A 19,896-nucleotide genomic window follows, 5' to 3' on the forward strand; every position below is an offset into this window, starting at 1 on the left:
CCTGACTCACTCTGATTTTGTATTTTCCTCTGCTTAGAGTGACAAATGAGGGTTAGAGAACCTAAGCGGTCGCTTTCTATATCTACACCGTTGCTAACTGCCTAACTCCTAACTTGAAGAGTGCATCAGCCGAACTACGGGCGTATTTATCAGGCTCCGTCACTCTGCGGCTATATATCCACATTTGGCTGAACCTGTTGAATCCCACAAAGCCCACCAAATCACGACCTCGATAGACTTTTGTGGAGAACATGAATTAAACCCGCAAGGAGTCCCACACCGTAATATGCAGATTCGATACTAGGAGGAATTGCGGGTTTGATTTGTTGCCTCCTACGACCAATTCTTACTATAAGTGAGGGAAGAATGAGGACGACGACAAATCAAACAATCTCTTAAACAGCAACGCATAATCTCGTACTCCGCTTGATTAATTGCACTTTGGATGGGCTGAACTGCCCCAACCTGTGCCAATTGTGGTCATAGATTGAAACCCTCTTAGTTTTAGTTGTTTGAGTGTAACCACCAATCCAACCAACATAAATCACTCCTGCTTTTTCGGCTTTTACCAAGTCACCAGAGCGTAAACCGAATGGGGTGACTGTTCCTCCTTTACGCTTTCTATTACCTTGTACATCTTTGACTGGGTTCTCAAAATGAAGTTGACGACGGAACAAATTAGGACGTGCAATCACGCGGAATGGTGCAGATGTGACTGTGACTTCTCCTATCCAGTGATACCCACGAGTATTTGCAGTATAAAATTTCTTGAACCGCATAAAATTACTTGCAGCCAACGCAATTCCATCATGAGCGTGAGTTTCGGGATTTTGCTTGGATTTATCTTTCTTGTCCTTAGCTAAACCTAATTGTTGCCTCAATATTGATGTTTGCCAACCTTCTTGTTTATTTGTTGGTGCAATTTTTTCTAGCCATTGCAACATCACTTTTTGACCAACCATTACTGGACTAAACCCTTTGTCTCCTCTAGCTTTAATGTATTCATAGGTGATTTGAGTTATGGGGAATAATTTTACTAATTCTTTGGTAACTCGTAATTCCAATTCTTTGTTAGCTCTAATACTGGGAGGCAATTTTTTCTGTTTGCGGTTCTCAAACCGTTTTTGACGGTGCGCTCTTTGATTAAAAGTTACTTTGCGATTTATCCTTCTACCTCGTCTAGCACGTCGCAGAATTAGCCTACCTGACATCTTTTTTGTGACATCTGAAAATGGCAATATTAGATGTGCCATAAATAATGTGAATTTGGCAGATTGGACACCAACGCCAGTAAACTTTTTACCAGGGTCTAATCCCAAAGCTATTGGTTGAGTGTCATAACCAGACGGTTCCACTAATAGCTGAATACAAAAAGTATTGAGGTCGTTGTGTACAATCTTGGCTTTACCTTCCTTAAGCCAACGTCTAGCACGGCTAGGTTTTGTCGGCATAAGTGGCAAGCCGTTTTTGTCTAATGTCGGGACACGAATCATAGAGATAATCCTTTCGTGTAAGTTGTAAGTCCCTTAGCCCACTATTACCAAAATGTCCTTTCTGCAAGCACTACTAATCAGGTAGTTTGTAGTTATTCCGAGTTAGGGAAACGCTCGGAGGTACGTATCAGGTAATAGCTCATGAGCTAGTCATCTTTTGCTTTGAAAGCTGATTCTTTCAAACCCACACTGACTGAGTACAGTACAGTGTGGGTAGTTGACATAGTCAATCTCGCCGTGCTGTAAGCCGTACTCGGCGCAGGCTTGATTTAACTCGGCTTCTAGTCTTTGGTTGTGCCTGTGGAGATTCTCTTGAGCATCTAGAGAAGTCTTTTCTTGGGCTACTCTTTGCGCGAACCAATTGCGATCAAATGCTAATCGTCCGCCGTCCTGAAGCTGCACCCAGATTGTGATTCCGCCTTCTATCCACATAGTTTTGATTTCGTCTGGATGGCGTTGGATGATGTTTGCAATGATTTGGCGATCGCGGTCGGTTAGGGGACTTTGGGCTTGCTTGTTTAATGCTGTATAAGTCATAATGAAAACCTGATATTGATTAAAAGGCGATCGCAAAGTTTTCCAGGCAGAGCGATCGCCTTTGTTTTTGGCTGACTACGTTGTGGGGGAGCCACAACGCATTCACTCAGCTTCGGCGTAGCCGTTTCTTCAGTTAATTCAAGCAGTAGCAGTAATAGTTGAAATGGCAACCACAATAAATTGCGATCACCTTATATAATCATCAGGATTCAACGAAGCTTTTAATATTGCCCGTCCACGCGCCTGTGTCCCCTTTCCCTGGCTGCATAACTCGTCGGCTATTCAATTTTCAAGGTTCTGTGCTTTGCACCGCTTTATTTACTAAGAGGCTAGTGCTTGTTTCCTCTATACTTATAATTTAACCTCTGAGGTTATACTTGTCAAGTTAGACTTAAGAGGTTATTATAAAAACGTGTGAAATATATCCCAACAAAAGATACTTAAGGAGTAGGACTTGTGGGATTAATCTTAATGCGTGTGACCTTTAGTAAGGAGTACCCTGGTTTAGGAGAAAAAATTAAAAATCTTAGAAAAGCTTCGTCCAAAACTATAACTGAGTTAGCCGCAGAAGCGGGAATTAGTGCTAATCACTGGAGTCGAATTGAACGTGAACAAGTTCAAGATTTGCCCATAGAAACACTAAGAGGCATAGAAAAAGCACTAAAGGCAGAATTAGGCGTTGAAATATAAGTATTTTCCCTAAATCATGAATTATTAAAAGCGATCGCCTCCGGCCAAGAAGAACGATCGCCGTAACTAACCCATGTAGGTATAGCCATGTCTAGCTTACCATTTGAAAAACTGCTTCAAGACAACTCCCAACTATTCACCTCACAAGGCTTATTTGCGCTGCTGGTCGATTGTATTCATCTTAAATATACCCTGCATCATAAATTCACTTACCCATCATTACTGGCAGACAAAAGCATTTACCCTGCCCTAGCCCAAACGGGTAATCCTGACCTGCAAACCGAAAAAATAATCCACCGTTTTAACGCAAGTCCCGCAACTTGGGAGACAAACGGCTGCTTAACAGAACAAGAAGCCTTTGATTTCTTATTTCTCTACCGCAGATTCAACGACAATATCCACCAACTACAAAAGAACTTGGGCATATCGGGAGTTTGCCTCCGGCACATCGCCATACGCGATCGCCTGTTCTCTTACCCAGCCGCCGATGATCAGCTGACATTGCTGGAGTGCGATCGCCTCACGCTTCAAAATGCAATCCCAGAAATCATCAAGTATTTTCTCGAACTGGTGGAAATGCCGCCAGCGTACAAACTCTTCTTAGTTGATCAAGACGAAAAAAAAATTCCTGCTAACGCCGCCGCAGTGCAAGAAGCCGCAACCAGGGCAGTACGCGCTGAAATTTACGGAGAAGGCTACGAGTGGGTAAAAAGTGGCGCAAACTACTGGGAGGGACGACACGCCTGTAAAGTTGACCCTGACGAGATTCACCTTTGTTTGCATCTCGACTGGGATGAAGAGGAGTTCATCTTTTTTGACGCACACCACCCCGACCCTGAGCGATGGCCTTGGGGAATAGCGGCCCAGTGAGACTTTGTTGTTTCATTTCAACCAGTTTCTAAATAATCCATCACAACAAATTAAAAAACGCATCGCCAGCTTAGATACCAAAGCTGTTGATTATCTTTTGGAGAGGAAAATATGACAGAGCAAATCACAGAACTACAAAGATGTTGGTATCTCTCTCCACCTTGGCGTGGAGAAATGCCACCTGTTGAAATTCAATTGTGGGAAAAAGTCTATCTCAAAAGTCTCGAAACCTTCGGTTACTGTTCTGGTATTCAGTGGTGGAGGGATTGTTGGCATTACATTATTGAGATTACCGATGATGCTGTACACGCCACCAAGCATCAAATTATCGGCACTGGTCGGTTCAAACCTACTAACTTACAAAAACCAGCTTTCACATTAGGCGATCACGTCATCTTTGCCTCTTGCAGTAACTCCCCAAGGCAGAGACTAGTCTTGGGAGTTGCACTGGTTCGTGGTGAGTGGTCTTACTTGGTCGAAATTATATCCCCAACTCTTCCACAAATAGACATGATGCCCCGCAGATTTTCATTGGTGAAGGAAGCAGATTTAGTGCGGGTGATGGTCTGAAATTTAAGCGCAAAGTTTTTTGAAAAACAACAGGGAGATAAATTATGTTGACACACTTATGGCGCGACAGTGAAATTAACCAGATGCCCGACGATGGCGAAATAGGTAAATAGGCTACGTCGTATTTGTCCAATCACTGCCATTTCTCAAGAGTTGGTTAAATTTGACTTACAAAAACTAGAACAACCAGAAATCCAAGGGGTAGATTATCAACGCGGTGAGTTGTTCGGTTTTGAAGTTAAACAATATCTGTTAAGCAAGTGGCAACATAAGTGTGCATACTGTGATGTCAAAGATGTCCCGCTACAAATCGAACATATTGTTGCTAAATCGTGCGGTGGGACTAATCGTGTGAGCAATCTGACATTAGCTTGCCAAAAATGCAATCAAGCTAAAGGTAGTCAACCAATTGCTAAGTTTCTTAAGAAAAAACCCAACTTGTTAAATCGCATCTTGGCTCAAGCTAAAAAACCATTAACTGATGCTACTGCGGTTAATGCAACTCGCCTTGAGTTGTACAGCAGATTACAACAAACTAATTTACCTATAGAAGTTGGTAGTGGTGGACGAACTAAGTGGAATCGAGTTAGTAGAGGAATTGATAAATCTCATTGGGCTGATTCTCTGTGTATAGGAGCGAGTACACCAGAAAAATTAATCATCAAAAATATCAAACCTTTATTGATTAATGCCAAAGGTCACGGTACTCGGCAACGCTGTCGCCCAGATAAGTTTGGCTTTCCTAAAGCTCATGCACCTTCATTGAAATACTTTCAAGGTTTTACCACTGGTGATATCGTCAAAGCGCATATCTCTAATGGTAAATTCGCTGGAAGATATATAGGCAGAATTGCTATTAGGTTTCGCCCTAGTTTTGTTCTACACACTTTAGATAAAAAGTTTGATGTTCATCTTAAATATCTCAAAACCATACATAAAGCTGACGGTTATGAATACAAATGATGATGCCTTGACAGACGATTCTCATGTTGCAAGAAATTTACCTCCTGCTAAACTTTCTAATTATAGTGGGAGTCCCTTTTCCACATCTTATATGAATCCTTTTGCGGATGATCCTGAATTTATTGAACTGGGCGAGCCTAAATATAATGAATACCTAGATACTGTCATCCACAAAACTTGTGAGCAAATATTTGGCAGGGCAATCAATATTACTGGCTTTTTACCCATCTACATTACAGAGTATGGTTTTTTCCATGCCCCTTTCTGGGCTGAACAACGTATTGGCGGTGTGATTTATTTCGAGGATATCAAAGTTGGTTTAATTGCTGTATCAGCAGATTATCCTCCTACAGATGAAGTTAAGTATTCACGCTTTTCTGAAGTCATGCAATTGCCTACACCTAATCGTAATGATCTCAATTGATAGAAGCCTAATGAATCAATCCCACCAATATGTAATTATCACGGCATCGCTATCTTGTTGAACATTTTCACCGAGCAACCCCCCTTCTAATCGAGTTTTCAGTCGGCGCTGAAGCCCAAAAGCATACTCTTCATTTGTACCATCAGTTACTTCTACTGAATCAGCTTGCCACTTTTTTCCTAAGTCCAAAAGTTGAGATACTTTTGTGTCTTCATTTTGGGTAAGAATGTATAAAGTATCAGCTGGATAAGCTACAAAGTAAATAATACTAGCTTCAGACATTGGCCGATAATTTGCCATTGCCAAAAGAGTATCAATTACACCACTAAAACTCAAACCGTTTTCATCTGGTGCAAAGATTGGTTTCGTGAACAGAAAGCTTGCCCATAAATCTGTGCGCGAAGCAAGGTCAGTTATCACCTGTTCTCCGTTAAATCGATTAAACTGACGCTGCCAAACCAACGCAGCAAAAAGTTCTTGGGGAGAATAGGATTGAGCAATTAATTGTATTTTGGTTAAGTCAAGCATTGCAATCTATCTTTTCTTTACGTCAATCCCAAATTTTTCATCGCCTTCCACAAATTAGATCGTCGCTTGTGCTGGACTTTCCATTGGGATAACAAGCTCTGATAATTTTCTGGTGCTAACTCTTTCAAGACAGACATCCATTGTGCATTTTTCGTATAATCTGAGTTTTGGGATGCTTCTGGTAATGGTACGAAATTGTGTAAGTTTGCTTTCCAATAAGCGATTACTCTTTCCCACAAATCGGGGGGTGCATATTCTTGGAGATACATTCTCCTAGAAATATCATCCGGTGTCAATATTTGGTTAGATTGAATCACAACCTCATAAAATTTAGGATAATGGAAATTTCCCTGGTACTTTATTTGAATCAAATCTCTTGTTAACAAATGTATTACATTGTATTCATTACCTAGTTGTGCCGGATCTCCAGGTAAATTCTCCAACCACTCGATAATTTGTTGCCTAAACCAAGTATGTCCTTTTTCTTCTGTCGTAATACTATCGAGTAACCAATGTAACCACCAAGTATCTACGGTTTTTGTATTTGTATAAAAATCCGAGTATCTGTAAGGTGTCCCACGTTTAATTATCGATTCACGCCAAGAAGTAAATAAGGCTTGCTGAGTATTTTTATTAACTGGTATTTCAGCAAAAGCTTTGAACATACTTGACCAGTCATAACAACATTCACAAGTAATCTGCTGAATTTCTAGAGCATTTGCCCGTTCTATTTCTCCCAATTCTCGAACAGCTTGCTGGTAATAGCGAAGTAAAGTTTTCTGCTTTTCACCATTCCCAGGATCGTAAGAAAATCCACCCAATGTTACAAATAGCAGCGAATTTTCTGGTGTCCAGGGGTTTTTATCTTGCTTATTTTTTAATAAAGCATCCAAGGTCTCTTGAATTACTATCAGACTTTCTCGATATTCCTGTTTAGTCAACAAATCCTCAATTACAGGTAAACCATTTTGCCATTGTTGGGAAATAGTCGCCCGAAGATTGCTCAAATATACCTCTGGTGTTGCAAATTGCTGCATCAATTCCATGTAAAGGATATGCCAACAAGAGTGAGTATTTTCTAAGTCATACTTCCACGCTTGAACCTCTCGATTCGCTGTCATTCCATCTAAAATTAATTTTTTTTGAACATCCGGTAAATTAGAGAAGAAATCGATTACAGCATCGTCATCTAAACTGGTGTCAGAAAACTTTTCTTCCCACTCCCTAATTTTTTGAGCTAATTTAAACCCATTTTCTCCCTGTTTCTGCACCAACAAGCATTCCCACTCCAACAGACAATAGGTTGTCGCTCCTTCCAAATGAATCCCATTCGCAATTTCCATCCATTCGGGTATTCCATTAGATATTTCGCTTTCTGCTGACAACAAACTGGCTGCAAAACTATCATCATTGCTAAAGCCATTCTCAAAAGCTGTTTTTACCAACGGCTTCATCTTTTGTGCAACTGCTTCTAAATCTTCGACGAAAGTACAATCATCAAAGTAAGGTTCTTCCCAGCGTACTTCTTGGACTATATATTTCCCCTCTTCCTGGGATGCTTGCCAAATAATTTGATTCCATTCTTCCCATAATTCCGACCAAGTTTGAGCTAATTTTGCTAAAGAAGCTGGTTGTGCTTTGCTGATATTCTTTTGTTCTACTGTTTGAGGTGGAACGATGATTTCATTTAAAGTCTCTTGAGTATCTCCTGACAGTTGAGCGAAAGCACTTTCTCGCTGTTCTTCGGATAAAATACCAAATAATTCATCCAATAACTGGGCAATCTCCGCTTCTGTAAGTGCTTCTAAGATGCGCGAACCAACAGAGATTTGAGATGGGACTTTGCTATGAGATTTGCTCTGGCTCTTTTTTGGCATCTTGGTAAATTTTCTTAGCACTATATCAATAGACTATTTTAACTAGAGGCAACGATGACAATAGTCAAAAATTATTTAACAAGCGTTAATGTATCATTCCCAATTTTCAAAAATTCAGCAATTTATATTTCCAAGCCACTAAATACTCCCATTTGAACTTTATCCAAAGCCTCTATTGACATTTGGCATCCACTCCTCAAGCCTACTCTAGTAGATCCGTAATTTGCGATCAGCTTGGCGATCACAATCTGGTTTTCATGCTCTCGAATGTACGCATCTACTTTTTTGCAATACTGGTAAGGGCTAATACCAGTCTGTTGTGTGGATATGCTAGTCTCAAGAATTTAGCACTAGCCAATTGGAATTTTACAAGAATGTTCAATGTAGTAATTCTGCGTAATTGCATCAAATCCAGGAACAAAAATAATGGCTATTTTTTCATCTTCCATAATTTAATTTTTGTATTTAGATATATTTTAGAAATACATAGATACTTTAGAGCTTAATATTTATTAAGATTGCTGATATTTCTTTAACTAAAAATTCTAAAAATGTTACCATTCACAACCAATCCCATCCCTATCCCTATCGAACCTATGTGGATTTGGTTGATTAACCCTAAATCTACGATAAGAAATATCACAGCAATCCGAATCTGGCGAATTAGGTAGAATATAAAATTCCTAGCGTGACAAAGCTAGCTAGAGCAAAAACTTAAACCTAGTAAATTCGTTATTATTGAAAATTTTGGTTTACCTATTTACGCCTCTTTCAATCATTAAAAATCTACTCTAGGAAGTTTTACCGCTCTAAAATAAAATTAGTGAGAGCTTAGTTTCAGATTAAATTTAAGAGTTAAGCGTATTAAAATTCTTAAATTCACCTAAACTTAGACTTATCAAAAGTATAAAGTATTTAGGGAGTAATATTAATGACTCTTTCAATGTACCAAGCTTCAATCCCTGTTTCCATTCATGTACTCAATAATCTCATAGCCATTCTGGAAAAAGGTGCTACCTATGCAGAAACTAAAAAGATAGAGCCTTCTGTATTGCTCAATAGTCGTTTATACCCAGATATGTTTCCATTATCTCGGCAAATACAGATCGCCTGTGACATTGTAAATAGAGGTGCAGCACGGTTGGCAGGCACAGAACCACCTCAATTTGAGGATAATGAAACAACCTTTCCTCAACTAATTGAACGGATTCAAAAGACTATTTCCCATCTCAATACATTTAAGCCTGAACAAATTGATGGCTCAGAAGAAATAACAATTACCTTGCCAATACGTGACAACACCTTATCCTTTCATGGAATGCAGTTTCTCCTATACTTTATTTTACCAAACCTTTATTTCCATGTCACAACCGCCTATGACATTCTTAGACACTGTGGCGTAGAACTTGGTAAACGAGACTTCCTTGGTCAAATTTAGAGTATGTGGTTTTTCGAGTGAAGTGCTTTATGATGACTTTGGTCAGATTTAGTCAATGAGGTTGGAAAACCACAGACTCAACCTGTTTGCAGATGTAAAATCTACCTCAGCACCCAGAACAAATCAACTGGTGATGAGTGCCGATGCCTTGCTGAAGTGAAAATCCCGAATACTCGCTCATCAGCAACAACTCAGGCAAGCTCAATCTCCACAGCAGACTGCGCTATCAAAATGTCGGATAACAATTTATTTGTCGTGTTATCAAATTAATCTCGTTAAATTTTTAAATTGATTAAATCCCTATCCCCGGTAAGTTTCAGCACCTTAGATTCCTTAGAATAACGGCAGGAAAAAACTTATCTGGGTGCGTATAATGTGCTAAACTCCGATAGGGGCTAACTTAGTAGAGCGACATTAATGTGTTAACGACGACAAATAATAAGTTATTCGACAACTACTGATAATACCTCTAAGGAAGTTCTACGCATTTTTCGGAATGCCTGAGAAGCCTACACCATACCCCAAGGGGTATAGTGTAGGAGCGCCACCAACGCCGGATTTTATTTCAACGATTAACCGTACTCATATCAGGATAGCGATCGCCTGCGGCAATACCTTTGGGTGCTACGGATTCTATCCGAGCTAAATCTTCTGGAGAAAGAACAATTTGCGTAGCAGCGATATTTTCTTCTAAATAATTACGTCGCTTTGTACCAGGGATGGGAACAATGTCCTCTCCTTGTGCTAAGAGCCATGCCAAAGCCAACTGGCTAGGAGTCACTTGCTTTTCATGGGCGATCTCTCGAACTTTCTCTACCAATTGCAGATTCTTATCAAAATTTTCTCCTTGAAAACGTGGGTTATTTCTGCGGTAATCATCTGCTGCTAAGTGATCAGGACAAGTAATAGCTCCTGATAAGAATCCGCGACCCAGTGGGCTGTAAGCGACAAAACCGATCCCTAATTCTCGCAATGTTGGTAGAATTTCATCTTCTGGATCTCGGCTCCACAGTGAATACTCGGTTTGTAATGCTGTAATCGGATGAACCTCTTGCGCCCGTCGAATTGTTGCTGGGGCTGCTTCCGATAAACCTAAATAACGTACTTTGCCTTGCTGTACTAATTCTTTCATTGCTCCTATCGTATCTTCTATCGGCACGTTTGGATCAACTCTATGTTGATAGTACAAATCGATTACCTCTACTCCTAAACGCTTGAGCGAAGCATCACAAGCTTGATGAACATATTCAGGCTTACCACTAATTCCTTTCCAACCGCCATCTTCTGTACGAACATTGCCAAACTTGGTTGCTAGTACAACTTGATCTCGCCGATCCTTAATTGCCCTACCTACTAATTGTTCATTGGTGAACGGCCCATACATATCTGCTGTATCCAAGAAATTAACACCAAGTTCTAAAGCACGATGGATCGTCGCGATCGCTTCTGCTTCATCACGACCACTGTAAAACTCAGACATTCCCATACAACCCAGCCCAAGTTCTGAAACTGATAATCCTTGTTTACCTAATGTTCTAGTTTTCATAGATTGATTTCCACCTAATAACAATGAAGAAATTCGCATTCGTGAATTATCTATTTATTACGCAAAAATACATCTATAAGTAGACATATCTGATGAAACTAATCCCCATTTTTAATCTCTAACTGATAAATCCGCATTAATGGGTGTTCGTCCAGCATCCGCCAGTAGTACCCTTCGGGCAATGGCGATATCCTACTACCACAACGATACAGAAAAACTGGCTCACCCCGACGCATTGCTTTCTTTCTTAAGCATTTGCTCTCAACTGGCATCTAAGCGCTGGCGTAGCCCGCCGCAAGCATCAAAATTTGATAACCACAAATGTACAAGCAAAAACAGATGAAATTAGGAAACCCCAAGCAAGTGCTGAGTAACGGCGAATAGCATTATGTCTAAAGAAGGCAATTGCGGCAGTTATACAAGCACCCAAAAAGCAAACTAAATAAGTTTTAGACCATACGATAATTACGATTGCCTGAATATAAGCAGGGATGGGGCCAGAAACCGGTTTGTTGTTCAAGAAATCCACAAAACTTAAGGATAGAAGAATTGCTGGAATGAAAACCGATCCGATAATCGCAATATTTCGGTATCCTGCTACAGTACGACAACGAATGAATGAGATTACAACTGAGCATAAACCTATAAAATTTACGATTGCCCAAACGCTGAAAACAATAAATAAGATCATTCCCATAAATAATATAAGCAGATAAATGTACACTTGTTATTCATCAGATTTCAAGGTTATGTGCCAAATATCACTTCGTCAATAACTGTATATTATTTGACTTTTGATTCTTGGGTATGATAGACGTTTATTTCATTTGCAGAAGGAAACACGGAAAAGTTAACTAATTTGGCTATGACTATCTTGTAGTAAGCTGTGATCAACCAAACCTTGAATCACACAAAGTCCCCCAAAGAATTGGAATGAAAAAAGTAGAGGGAAAAATCGTCAATGGCAACCACGTATTATTCTTTATATCGATAAATAATTTATATATCTTGAGAGTTAATGTTGTGTATGTTCGCAGCAGTAAAATCAACTTTCTTATGATTAATATCTGAGTCAAATCTAGCATTTTCTAAATTTGCACCTCTGAAATTAGTAATACCATTAGTGGTGATTTCTTGGATAGCTAAATTTAGCGATCGCATTGTCACAACCAGTAAAATCACAGTTAAAATTCCCCAAATACTGCCCATTAGATAATTTTGGGTACTCAAATAGGCAAAGGCGATACTACTAATTAAAAAAGCTAAACCATAATTACAAGTAAACCCTGCGACTGCGACAATTACTCGCATCAAAGCATTCTTAAATACAAAACATAAAATTGCCGCTATTATGGATGATACAAGTGCAGATATTACAGCAAATTGGGGGTTTTTATTTTGCAGAATACCACCATAATAAAAACCAATTAATGCTGCTGAAGCCACACCTGATATAGTTATAATCAATTTTTCTAAGCTTGATTCTTGAGTAAAAACTCTCCTAAAACTTGCACCTAATCCAGAAATCGCCAAACTGACAACTAGAGCTTTAGTATATGACCATGCCGGTATTTCTGGAGTGTTTCCTATTACGCCAAACGCCATTTCGCTAACTGCTATAAAAGTTAAGCATAAAACAATCAATGCAGTGATTCGCAAACTCAGAAATATTCTAGGTGACTGACCAAATTTCGCTTTCACAAAATTAGCCTTTTGTAATTGTGCATGAGAAAAATTACATCCACGCACATCAGCACCGCTAAAATTTGCATCATGGAGTTGCATTGCTTTAAATGATTGATTTTGCAAATTTTGGTGACAAAAGCTGAAATTATCATTATCCATTTTTCAACTTAGAGTAAAATTAAATTAATTTTCAATTACCAATAAATTAGCAAATTTGGCAATGCAATGGCGATATATTCCTAAAACACCAAACTATTGCTTTATTGTCGGTACTCTTTTCTTGTCTTTACCAATATTAATGTATGGTTGGGGTCATTTTCGTCGTCCACCCCGCAGTGAAAAACAACAAGAATTATTTCGAGGGATTGTTTATCAGCGTTTGATCGAGTCAAAGCCACGTCCTTTAATCATTCATGTCGTGACGATTGATTTAAATACACCAGGAATTAAACCATTTGTCACTCCAGCTATTGAGAATTTATCAAAAAATTTCGCATTCGGGAAACAAGCAATTATAGACAATGAAACCAAAGCGAGAACAACATCTGAATTTGTCGCAGAATTTCAAGTTAAACTTGCCATCAACGGAAGCTATTTTTATCCTTTTAATGAGGTGACACCGTGGCATTATTATCCTCACAGTGGAGATAAAACAAAGGTATTAGGACAAACTATTTCTAATAGTAAAATATATGCTGATAAAAAATCAAGTTGGTATGTTTTATGCTTTGATAACAACAACCAAGCCAAAATTCCAGGCGGTGAAGAATGTCCAAAAAATACTATTCAAGGGCTAGCAGGAGATGACGTATTACTTTTTCAAGGAAAACCCAAAATAAATATTTATGCAAATTCCTCAACCGACAAACCATATTCGAGAGTAGTTGCAGCTACCGACAAAACAGGTAAGAAATTATGGTTAGTTTTGGTAGATGGTAAACAACCACTATATAGCGAAGGATTTACTAAAAAAGAATTAACCCAATTTATAGCAAAATTGGGTGTTTATAACGCCATAAATCTCGATGGAGGAGGTTCTACTACATTGGTAGTAGCAAATCCAGACAAAAAGGGGAAGCCAAAAATTTTAAATGCTCCTACCCATACTAAAATACCAATGCGCGATCGCCCAGTTGCTAATCATCTGGGATTTTATGCGGATTAATCTTTCACAGCAGCAGATATGATAGCTTTGCGTTTAGAAAAGGTGTCAGCATGACTGTTATCACTCCCGAACATCTCGTCACAGAGGAAAACCCTTCTCGCGCCGCGCACGAGCCAAATCGCACGCTCTGGATCAGCGAAGCAGGAGGGCTTACCCAGTTCGGTGCGTTCATCGAAATCCTGCAACCTGGCTCTCGTTCATCACTCAAGCATTGGCATAGTGCTGAGGATGAAATGGTCTATGTCCTCGAAGGCGAAATCACTCTCATTGAAGGAGACACAAAGACTATACTACGTCCAGGCGACGCTGCAACTTTTCAAGCAGGAGTGCCAGTAGGTCACTTCCTTGAGAATCGTAGCTCCCAGCCAACGCGATGCCTAGTAGTCGGCAACCGAGCGGCAGTAGACACAATCACTTATCCTGACCTTGATCGGGTATGTCACCGTGATAGATCGCTGCCAGACGACATCTGGACTAACAGTGTGGGAGAACCTGCTCCAAGTCCCTACTAGCAATAAAGACGGCAAACCACTTATGCCAACAAAACCTAGTTGAGCTAGGCGTTAGCTTAAAGGTGGAACCAAGCCAACTGAGAGTAGCCTTGAGGCTACAGCCAGCACTCCCGTTAAATATTTATCGCAGATATATTGCTCAAGCAGATGCAGAACCACCTAACACATTTCTATAAACCTCAGCAGTTTCCTCACCAAAACCACCTGCTTTGGCATGACGCAATAGCGATTGAATGATTGGCATGGCAATGCTCATCCCAAATAAGGCATTGAAACCTTCAACAACCACTGGTGCTGACAACACAACCGTAAATTCCGGAAATAACGCCAACACAGCCACTAAAATCAGAAAAACAATTGGTGTAGCAATACCTGCTGCCTTTGCGGTTTTTAAAATTAAATTTTTATATTCTTCAACACTGATATCGCCTCGATAAAGATCCAAGGAGTAGGAAATTGCTGTGACTGTAACTTGGGTGAGAATAGCGGTTCCAGTTGCAGTGATCCCCAGCCTAGCAATAGTCCCTGAATTTGTGATAATAGAATCCACCGCATTGTAAACCCGAATATAAAACTGTTCTCCAACAGTCATAACTTCGGCACCGCGACGAAGATTATCAATGCCTACTTCCCACAGGATATTATCAGCACCATTTGAGCCTCCTTGAGAACGGGGAATGATATGGCTACCATGTTTATCGCTCAGAAATTCCCGGATAGTTCGTTCGTTAGCCCCTAACTTTGATGTACCGGGGATTTTATCGAACAGTTGCATGACATCTGCATCAGAGCGAGGCAAATCGTCAACTCTCAGACCAGCTCGATACCTCAATCTACTCGCAATCTTGGGCATCTCTAATGCTAGTTCGGTAGCCGTCCTGGGCAAGTTTTGTAATGCCTCAGCTATAGCCAAACTCGAAGTCGTCACACCAATAGCCGTTCCTTCCAATGCTTTACTGAAATTTTGTACAGTTTGAAACCCTTGTTGGGCTGTTACCTGTAAATCAGTCACTGCATTAATGCTTGAGGTGGTAATTTCTACAGTAGTATTCTTGATCCCATCAACTACGTTTTCTACGCCATTTGCTGCTTCTTGAACTTTATCTTTTAGCGTATCTGCTAAATTACGTGCTTTGTTTATGAAATTCATGTTCTGGTGAATTGTTATTTTTGCGGTTTGTTATTTAGTCCAGGTTCTCTCTTAAAAACAAAGAAATACATCAGGATTAATCAGGAATTAGCCAAGAAAAAGTTAAAGATATAGTAAGGAATTTATAAAATTAGTATGTAGCTGGGTAAAACCTGGACTATAAAGCTATATTAACTGTTTTCTTAACCTTTTACGCAGTTTTTTACTGTTCGCAACCAATCCTATCCCTATCGAACCCATGCGGATCTGGTTGACTTACCCTAAATCTGCGGTAATGAATATCACGACAATCCAAATCTGGCGAATTGGGTGGAATGCAAAAGTCTGGATAGGAGCGATGGCGTAACCGCCCAGCTTCGCTGATCGCATGATTGTACTTGAGTCTGAGTAGTTGCAGGCTTAGTATTCTTATTCCCTCGCCGGAAATCCCAAGGCATCACCGGCTGCGATTGGTTCCAAAAACCCAGCTTTTGACTTTTGGCATTAGCCTCCGCCTGAAGGAATTAGTCTTTGGTGAAGTTTTATCAAGCAATCACTCCATTAGCTAAAGCTCTCGCACAATTCCTTAAACTAGGGGTATGAGGGGCTTAACCTGGTCTTCACTTGAGAAAGATAAGAACTCAATAGCTTCAGTCCAGAGCAGAAAGACTAGGAAACCCAACGGAGTTATAATTCATGTCTATCCTAAACCAGTTGCGCTTGCAGCAAGTAGCGATGAGCTACAGCCGGCCTTTGGCGATTGCCATGACACTCACTGTAGGATTAATCATGGCAGCAAGCTCGTCAGCCACTGCATCATTTCGCATCAATCCCTACCTACAGAATCCATCGAACGATGGTATGTATTTCACTTGGTTTACAGAAAATAACACACCCGGTACACTTTCAATTACTGGAACTGGCCTAACCAATCCCCTCACATTTACTAGCACGCCTAGATCCCAGCCCGTACTTGCATATACCAACGCCGAGAAGAATCAAAATATTGCTGGTCTATCTCCAGGTTCTTGGTTACTCAGTGATGATAATTACAAACACACAGTAGATGTGCGTGGTTTGCAACCAGGCACAACATATCAATATACAGTGTCCCAAGGGTCGAGTGTTTTTAATTCATTCTTTAAAACCGCCCCTACTAGAGACAACTGGGACAGCATCCGCTTTATTGCTATGTCTGATAGCGAAACCGAGCCATTGGGACGCTCTACCCGTCGTGAATGGCAACCAGGCACATTGGCTCCAGGTTCAGCGCCACGCCCTGACCTAATTGATAGCCAATGGGCAAACACCTTTGGCACTTCCGGCTCAGGTGGTTCGCAGACTTTACGTTATGCCTTAACAGAGAATGAAGGCTACCGGAATAATTTAGCGATTGTCAATAGCCGTAATCCTGACTTCCTGATGATGCCAGGCGATTTAGTTCAAGGCGGTGGTTATCAACCAGGGTGGGACGAATTTTTCCGCCACAATGCCGGAGAATTTGACAGTGGGTTATCACGATACCCAATCCTCCCAGCCCTCGGTAACTGGGAGAACTTTGGCGCTCTCAATGGTGGCTATGGTACTGATGCTGATGGGCGTTTTGGCCCGAAATTTGGTCGTGATAAATATCACGTATATTTTGATGCGCCTGATAACGGTACACCAGAGCATCAGGATAATTACTATCGTATCGACTACGGCCCCATCACTATCATTACCCTCGATAGCTCCAATGGTGAACCCGATGATCGTCGCAGCAACTACGGTGGCGTAGGACAACCACCCAGAATCAGTGGGCAAGATTATACAGGTACAGGAACTGACACCCAAGATAACTATACACGAGAACAATATGAAGCGGCTGGGGGTACTGACTTGTCTGACTTCAACCCTGGTAGCCCCCAATGGAATTGGGCAAAGGTGCAATTAGCCGATGCACGAGCTAAAGGTCAAATGATTTTCGTGCAGTTTCATCACGCACCATACAGTAGTGGCGAACATGGGCAACCAATGAACCATAATCTCTCAACAGGTCAGGGCGGTACACCAATGCGCCAATACCATAATATGTTTGAGCAGTATGGTGTTTTGGCAGTTTTGTCTGGTCATAGTGAAATGTTCGAGCGCAGTTTTGTAGATGAAGACGGCAATGGTACTGGCGTACATTACTATGATGTGGGTGTGGCGGGTGACGGATTACGGGGCGAGAAACGTACCAGTTCTAGCTTGAGCGATCCTCTGTTGAACTACAACAGGTTTAGTCAATGGACAGCTGACCAAAGTGAAGGCGAATTTTGGCAAGAAATGGCAGGTGGGCTGCAATTAATCGATGGTGGCAAACACTACGGACATCTTGAGGTTAATTTAGAACGGCTTGATGGTAGAAATAACAAATACGCCAAAGTGACGCTAACACCTGTGTATAGTTTTCCTATTCTTGACGAGAACTACAATCTAGTACGTACTGAACGCCGTACTTACAATGATGGAATTACTCTATTTGTAGATAGCAATGGACAGATTCTCCAGTCGGTTCCTGAACCAAGTGCAATTTTAAGTTTCTTGGCTTTTGGTTTGGGTAGTATAGGTATAAAATTACACAACCAGAAAAAATAAAGTTTTTGGCTAAAAATAACATTACATCAAGCGATCGCGCTGGAGATTGGGAAAATCAACTGACCATTCAACGAACGCAAGAAATTGATCTAGACATACGCTTCACTTTCACAGTGCCAATCTTCTCGGTTTAGGCGATACACAAAGCACTCATCGTCACCAAAACAGCGATGCTCGATGAATTTGAAGCCAAGGCGCTCATAGAAGCGGTGGACGCGGGTGTTGCTGGCAAGTGGATCAACAAGTACAGCTATCACAAGCGGATTCGCAAAACATCGAGCAAGTGCAAGCCGCATCATTTGTGTTCCATAGCCTTTACCTAAATCTGTTTGTTCCCCGATCCAAATATCAATTGCACGAAAATTCTCCCCAACATCACCCCAGTAATGGCTATCCTCACGTAGGGGATCGATGATTTGGATAAATCCAATAGGACGACCATCAATTTCCGCAATCAATTGTTCTCTCCAATCAGGACAACGCTCAAGTTCTACCTCCCAACCCCACTCATCATTAGGATCTGAAGCAATCACATGAGGTTGCTCATCCCAATATCGCAACAAATTCAAATCGGCTAAGGTGGCGGAGCGTAGGTTAATCACAAGTTGTTTGCAGACTGAACTTTTTTTCGCTTAGATCATCGTACAGCGTTGATCAGCTTGGCGACCGCCTACAAATTTCTGCCAAAAGATAGATATTAGCTGCTTGACCTTCATTCAGCTTAATTTGACAATACCTTTGTTTGGACTAACAGGAAAACCTTTATCTTTTGAAAAATCCATGAGTAAAGTTTATTTGATCACCGGAACGTCAACCGGATTCGGTCGCTCTCTAGCAGAAGCGGTTTTAGAGCGTGGTGATAAGGTTGTTTTGACGGCACGAAAACCTGAACAAGTGGCTCAATTGGCACAAGCACACTCCAACAATGCAATTGCCGTCCGCCTGGATGTAACCAACGCTCAAGATAGACTTGCGGCTGTTCAAGCCGCCATTGAACACTTTGGGCGCATTGATGTTTTAGTCAACAATGCAGGGCAAGGTTCTCTTGGAGCTTTGGAAGGATTTTCATCCGAACAGATCCGAAAACAGTTTGAAGTTAACTGCTTTGGTGTCATCGAAATGACTCGCTCAGTCTTACCAGTAATGCGTAGCCAAAAATCTGGTCATATTGTCAACATTACTTCCATCGGCGGTTTGGCTGCGATTGGCGGATTTGCTCTCTACTGTGCGACGAAATTTGCTGTGGAAGGTTTTTCTGAAGGTTTGCGTGATGAGGTTAAACCACTAGGTATTAATGTAATAATTGTCGAGCCTGGCGCATTTCGCACTAACTTTGCTGGAGATGCAAATATGCAGCCGGAAACAGAAATTGATGATTACAAAGCAGTAATTGAGCCGATTCAACAATACCTTTACGGTAACAACGGAAAACAACCAGGCGATCCAAAAAAGGCAGCACTAGCAATGATTCAAGCTATTGAATCTCAGAATCCGCCATTGAGATTGATGCTGGGAGCAGACGCTTACGGAATGTGGGAACAAAAGCGGACAGCCGAACGGCAAGAATTTGAACAATGGAGAGAAATTGGCATTGATACTGCTTATGAGGACGCAATAGTTGCACCAATTGGTGGGTAAAGCTCTCAAAGGCTTTCAGACATGGGCTTCTCCCAAATTAACACAACAGGGTTTTAGAATTTATTAAAACCGATAGTCATCTTTCACAACCAATCCCATCCCTATCCCTATCAAACCCATGCGGATCTGGCTGATTCACCCTAAATCTGCGGTAGGTGTGACTTGAACCATTAAATGAGCTTTTATCTCAAGATATGCTTCGCAAAGTAGG

At 40.9% G+C, this 19,896-nt stretch carries 22 protein-coding genes and 2 pseudogenes; 10 read left to right on the forward strand and 14 right to left on the reverse strand.

All coding sequences use genetic code 11. The features are described 5' to 3' along the window. Window positions 1–82: 82 nt before the first annotated feature. From ACM5QX_RS28125 to ACM5QX_RS28140, 4 genes are all read right to left on the reverse strand, one after another. Entirely contained in the window at window positions 83–253 is a 171-nt protein-coding gene (locus ACM5QX_RS28125; RefSeq protein WP_414756514.1) for a hypothetical protein, read from the reverse strand. 142 nt (window positions 254–395) lie between these two features. Next, window positions 396–1,493 (reverse strand): RRXRR domain-containing protein, encoded by a 1,098-nt coding sequence (locus tag ACM5QX_RS28130; RefSeq protein ID WP_414756515.1) that lies wholly within the window; start codon window positions 1,491–1,493, stop codon window positions 396–398. Window positions 1,494–1,643: 150 nt separating this feature from the next. After that, window positions 1,644–2,030, reverse strand: a complete 387-nt coding sequence (locus ACM5QX_RS28135; RefSeq protein ID WP_414756516.1) for a hypothetical protein — start codon at window positions 2,028–2,030, stop codon at window positions 1,644–1,646. Further along, window positions 2,027–2,200, reverse strand: coding sequence for a hypothetical protein (locus ACM5QX_RS28140; protein ID WP_414756517.1), 174 nt, complete (start codon window positions 2,198–2,200; stop codon window positions 2,027–2,029). The genes ACM5QX_RS28135 and ACM5QX_RS28140 overlap by 4 nt, the downstream gene beginning before the upstream one ends. 286 nt (window positions 2,201–2,486) lie before the next feature. Here ACM5QX_RS28140 and ACM5QX_RS28145 point away from each other — a divergent pair, with 286 nt between their 5' ends. From ACM5QX_RS28145 to ACM5QX_RS28165, 5 genes and pseudogenes are all read left to right on the forward strand, one after another. After that, window positions 2,487–2,720, forward strand: a complete 234-nt coding sequence (locus ACM5QX_RS28145; protein WP_414756518.1) for a helix-turn-helix domain-containing protein — start codon at window positions 2,487–2,489, stop codon at window positions 2,718–2,720. Between the two features lie 87 nt (window positions 2,721–2,807). Continuing rightward, window positions 2,808–3,590, forward strand: coding sequence for a hypothetical protein (locus tag ACM5QX_RS28150; RefSeq protein WP_414756519.1), 783 nt, complete (start codon window positions 2,808–2,810; stop codon window positions 3,588–3,590). A 111-nt stretch (window positions 3,591–3,701) separates the two neighbouring features. Next, the gene (locus ACM5QX_RS28155; protein ID WP_414756520.1) at window positions 3,702–4,160 is read left to right on the forward strand and encodes a DUF1392 domain-containing protein; all 459 of its coding nucleotides are present in this window, start codon (window positions 3,702–3,704) and stop codon (window positions 4,158–4,160) included. A 117-nt stretch (window positions 4,161–4,277) separates the two neighbouring features. Beyond that, a pseudogene (gene iscB, locus ACM5QX_RS28160) lies at window positions 4,278–5,123 on the forward strand (RNA-guided endonuclease IscB); the annotation flags it as partial. Further along, window positions 5,110–5,547: a hypothetical protein gene (locus ACM5QX_RS28165; protein ID WP_414756521.1), complete on the forward strand. Its 438-nt coding sequence runs from the start codon at window positions 5,110–5,112 to the stop codon at window positions 5,545–5,547. The pseudogene iscB and the gene ACM5QX_RS28165, both read left to right, overlap by 14 nt. Before the next feature lie 15 nt (window positions 5,548–5,562). On the opposite strand, the gene ACM5QX_RS28170 is transcribed toward ACM5QX_RS28165, so the two are convergent. The 3 genes from ACM5QX_RS28170 to ACM5QX_RS28180 form a co-directional block, all read right to left on the reverse strand. Next, the gene (locus ACM5QX_RS28170) at window positions 5,563–6,075 is read right to left on the reverse strand and encodes a hypothetical protein (RefSeq protein ID WP_414756522.1); all 513 of its coding nucleotides are present in this window, start codon (window positions 6,073–6,075) and stop codon (window positions 5,563–5,565) included. Window positions 6,076–6,092: 17 nt separating this feature from the next. Continuing rightward, window positions 6,093–7,952 (reverse strand): hypothetical protein, encoded by a 1,860-nt coding sequence (locus ACM5QX_RS28175; RefSeq protein ID WP_414756523.1) that lies wholly within the window; start codon window positions 7,950–7,952, stop codon window positions 6,093–6,095. A 554-nt stretch (window positions 7,953–8,506) separates the two neighbouring features. Beyond that, window positions 8,507–8,626 carry an excalibur calcium-binding domain-containing protein gene (locus ACM5QX_RS28180; protein ID WP_414756535.1) on the reverse strand — a complete coding sequence of 40 codons (120 nt, stop codon included), beginning with the start codon at window positions 8,624–8,626 and terminating at the stop codon, window positions 8,507–8,509. 257 nt (window positions 8,627–8,883) lie between these two features. Between ACM5QX_RS28180 and ACM5QX_RS28185 the strand changes: the two genes are divergently transcribed. Continuing rightward, window positions 8,884–9,390 carry a DUF1993 domain-containing protein gene (locus ACM5QX_RS28185; RefSeq protein WP_414756524.1) on the forward strand — a complete coding sequence of 169 codons (507 nt, stop codon included), beginning with the start codon at window positions 8,884–8,886 and terminating at the stop codon, window positions 9,388–9,390. A gap of 565 nt (window positions 9,391–9,955) precedes the next feature. Here the strand turns inward: ACM5QX_RS28185 and ACM5QX_RS28190 are convergent. The 4 genes from ACM5QX_RS28190 to ACM5QX_RS28205 form a co-directional block, all read right to left on the reverse strand. Further along, complete coding sequence (locus ACM5QX_RS28190) at window positions 9,956–10,936, reverse strand: aldo/keto reductase (protein WP_414756525.1); 981 nt, start codon at window positions 10,934–10,936, stop codon at window positions 9,956–9,958. A gap of 98 nt (window positions 10,937–11,034) precedes the next feature. Next, window positions 11,035–11,208, reverse strand: a complete 174-nt coding sequence (locus ACM5QX_RS28195; RefSeq protein ID WP_414756526.1) for a hypothetical protein — start codon at window positions 11,206–11,208, stop codon at window positions 11,035–11,037. A 29-nt stretch (window positions 11,209–11,237) separates the two neighbouring features. Beyond that, window positions 11,238–11,660 carry a hypothetical protein gene (locus ACM5QX_RS28200; protein ID WP_414756527.1) on the reverse strand — a complete coding sequence of 141 codons (423 nt, stop codon included), beginning with the start codon at window positions 11,658–11,660 and terminating at the stop codon, window positions 11,238–11,240. Window positions 11,661–11,935: 275 nt separating this feature from the next. Further along, the gene (locus tag ACM5QX_RS28205; RefSeq protein WP_414756528.1) at window positions 11,936–12,781 is read right to left on the reverse strand and encodes a pentapeptide repeat-containing protein; all 846 of its coding nucleotides are present in this window, start codon (window positions 12,779–12,781) and stop codon (window positions 11,936–11,938) included. Between the two features lie 61 nt (window positions 12,782–12,842). On the opposite strand from ACM5QX_RS28205, the gene ACM5QX_RS28210 reads away from it, so the two are divergent. Together ACM5QX_RS28210 and ACM5QX_RS28215 are read left to right on the forward strand one after the other, a co-directional pair. Then, entirely contained in the window at window positions 12,843–13,787 is a 945-nt protein-coding gene (locus tag ACM5QX_RS28210) for a phosphodiester glycosidase family protein (protein WP_414756529.1), read from the forward strand. Window positions 13,788–13,837: 50 nt separating this feature from the next. After that, window positions 13,838–14,299 (forward strand): cupin domain-containing protein, encoded by a 462-nt coding sequence (locus ACM5QX_RS28215; RefSeq protein WP_414756530.1) that lies wholly within the window; start codon window positions 13,838–13,840, stop codon window positions 14,297–14,299. Window positions 14,300–14,438: 139 nt separating this feature from the next. On the opposite strand, the gene ACM5QX_RS28220 is transcribed toward ACM5QX_RS28215, so the two are convergent. Further along, a complete protein-coding gene (locus tag ACM5QX_RS28220) occupies window positions 14,439–15,449 on the reverse strand; it encodes an HNH endonuclease (RefSeq protein WP_414756531.1) in 1,011 nt (336 codons plus the stop codon). 675 nt (window positions 15,450–16,124) lie between these two features. Between ACM5QX_RS28220 and ACM5QX_RS28225 the strand changes: the two genes are divergently transcribed. Continuing rightward, a complete protein-coding gene (locus ACM5QX_RS28225) occupies window positions 16,125–18,047 on the forward strand; it encodes a fibronectin type III domain-containing protein (protein WP_414756532.1) in 1,923 nt (640 codons plus the stop codon). An 89-nt stretch (window positions 18,048–18,136) separates the two neighbouring features. Here ACM5QX_RS28225 and ACM5QX_RS28230 read toward each other — a convergent pair whose 3' ends face one another. Beyond that, the gene (locus ACM5QX_RS28230; RefSeq protein WP_414756533.1) at window positions 18,137–18,649 is read right to left on the reverse strand and encodes a GNAT family N-acetyltransferase; all 513 of its coding nucleotides are present in this window, start codon (window positions 18,647–18,649) and stop codon (window positions 18,137–18,139) included. 178 nt (window positions 18,650–18,827) lie between these two features. On the opposite strand from ACM5QX_RS28230, the gene ACM5QX_RS28235 reads away from it, so the two are divergent. After that, window positions 18,828–19,685 (forward strand): oxidoreductase, encoded by an 858-nt coding sequence (locus ACM5QX_RS28235; protein WP_414756534.1) that lies wholly within the window; start codon window positions 18,828–18,830, stop codon window positions 19,683–19,685. 76 nt (window positions 19,686–19,761) lie between these two features. On the opposite strand, the pseudogene ACM5QX_RS28240 reads toward ACM5QX_RS28235, so the two are convergent. After that, window positions 19,762–19,827, reverse strand: a pseudogene (locus tag ACM5QX_RS28240) (excalibur calcium-binding domain-containing protein); the annotation flags it as partial. Window positions 19,828–19,896: the final 69 nt, after the last annotated feature.

Origin of the sequence: Anabaena sp. CCY 9910 (assembly GCF_963920875.1) — a bacterium.
Lineage (GTDB): Bacteria > Cyanobacteriota > Cyanobacteriia > Cyanobacteriales > Nostocaceae > Trichormus > Trichormus variabilis.

Coding starts and splice junctions, on each gene's coding strand:
- ACM5QX_RS28125 (WP_414756514.1), bottom strand. CDS start 253: ATGTTCTCCACAAAAGTCTATCGAGGTCGTGATTTGGTGGGCTTTGTG.
- ACM5QX_RS28235 (WP_414756534.1), top strand. CDS start 18,828: ATGAGTAAAGTTTATTTGATCACCGGAACGTCAACCGGATTCGGTCGC.
- ACM5QX_RS28220 (WP_414756531.1), bottom strand. CDS start 15,449: ATGAATTTCATAAACAAAGCACGTAATTTAGCAGATACGCTAAAAGAT.
- ACM5QX_RS28155 (WP_414756520.1), top strand. CDS start 3,702: ATGACAGAGCAAATCACAGAACTACAAAGATGTTGGTATCTCTCTCCA.
- ACM5QX_RS28225 (WP_414756532.1), top strand. CDS start 16,125: ATGTCTATCCTAAACCAGTTGCGCTTGCAGCAAGTAGCGATGAGCTAC.
- ACM5QX_RS28190 (WP_414756525.1), bottom strand. CDS start 10,936: ATGAAAACTAGAACATTAGGTAAACAAGGATTATCAGTTTCAGAACTT.
- ACM5QX_RS28195 (WP_414756526.1), bottom strand. CDS start 11,208: ATGCCAGTTGAGAGCAAATGCTTAAGAAAGAAAGCAATGCGTCGGGGT.
- ACM5QX_RS28150 (WP_414756519.1), top strand. CDS start 2,808: ATGTCTAGCTTACCATTTGAAAAACTGCTTCAAGACAACTCCCAACTA.
- ACM5QX_RS28215 (WP_414756530.1), top strand. CDS start 13,838: ATGACTGTTATCACTCCCGAACATCTCGTCACAGAGGAAAACCCTTCT.
- ACM5QX_RS28135 (WP_414756516.1), bottom strand. CDS start 2,030: ATGACTTATACAGCATTAAACAAGCAAGCCCAAAGTCCCCTAACCGAC.
- ACM5QX_RS28130 (WP_414756515.1), bottom strand. CDS start 1,493: ATGATTCGTGTCCCGACATTAGACAAAAACGGCTTGCCACTTATGCCG.
- ACM5QX_RS28170 (WP_414756522.1), bottom strand. CDS start 6,075: ATGCTTGACTTAACCAAAATACAATTAATTGCTCAATCCTATTCTCCC.
- ACM5QX_RS28210 (WP_414756529.1), top strand. CDS start 12,843: ATGCAATGGCGATATATTCCTAAAACACCAAACTATTGCTTTATTGTC.
- ACM5QX_RS28205 (WP_414756528.1), bottom strand. CDS start 12,781: ATGGATAATGATAATTTCAGCTTTTGTCACCAAAATTTGCAAAATCAA.
- ACM5QX_RS28185 (WP_414756524.1), top strand. CDS start 8,884: ATGACTCTTTCAATGTACCAAGCTTCAATCCCTGTTTCCATTCATGTA.
- ACM5QX_RS28165 (WP_414756521.1), top strand. CDS start 5,110: ATGAATACAAATGATGATGCCTTGACAGACGATTCTCATGTTGCAAGA.
- ACM5QX_RS28175 (WP_414756523.1), bottom strand. CDS start 7,952: ATGCCAAAAAAGAGCCAGAGCAAATCTCATAGCAAAGTCCCATCTCAA.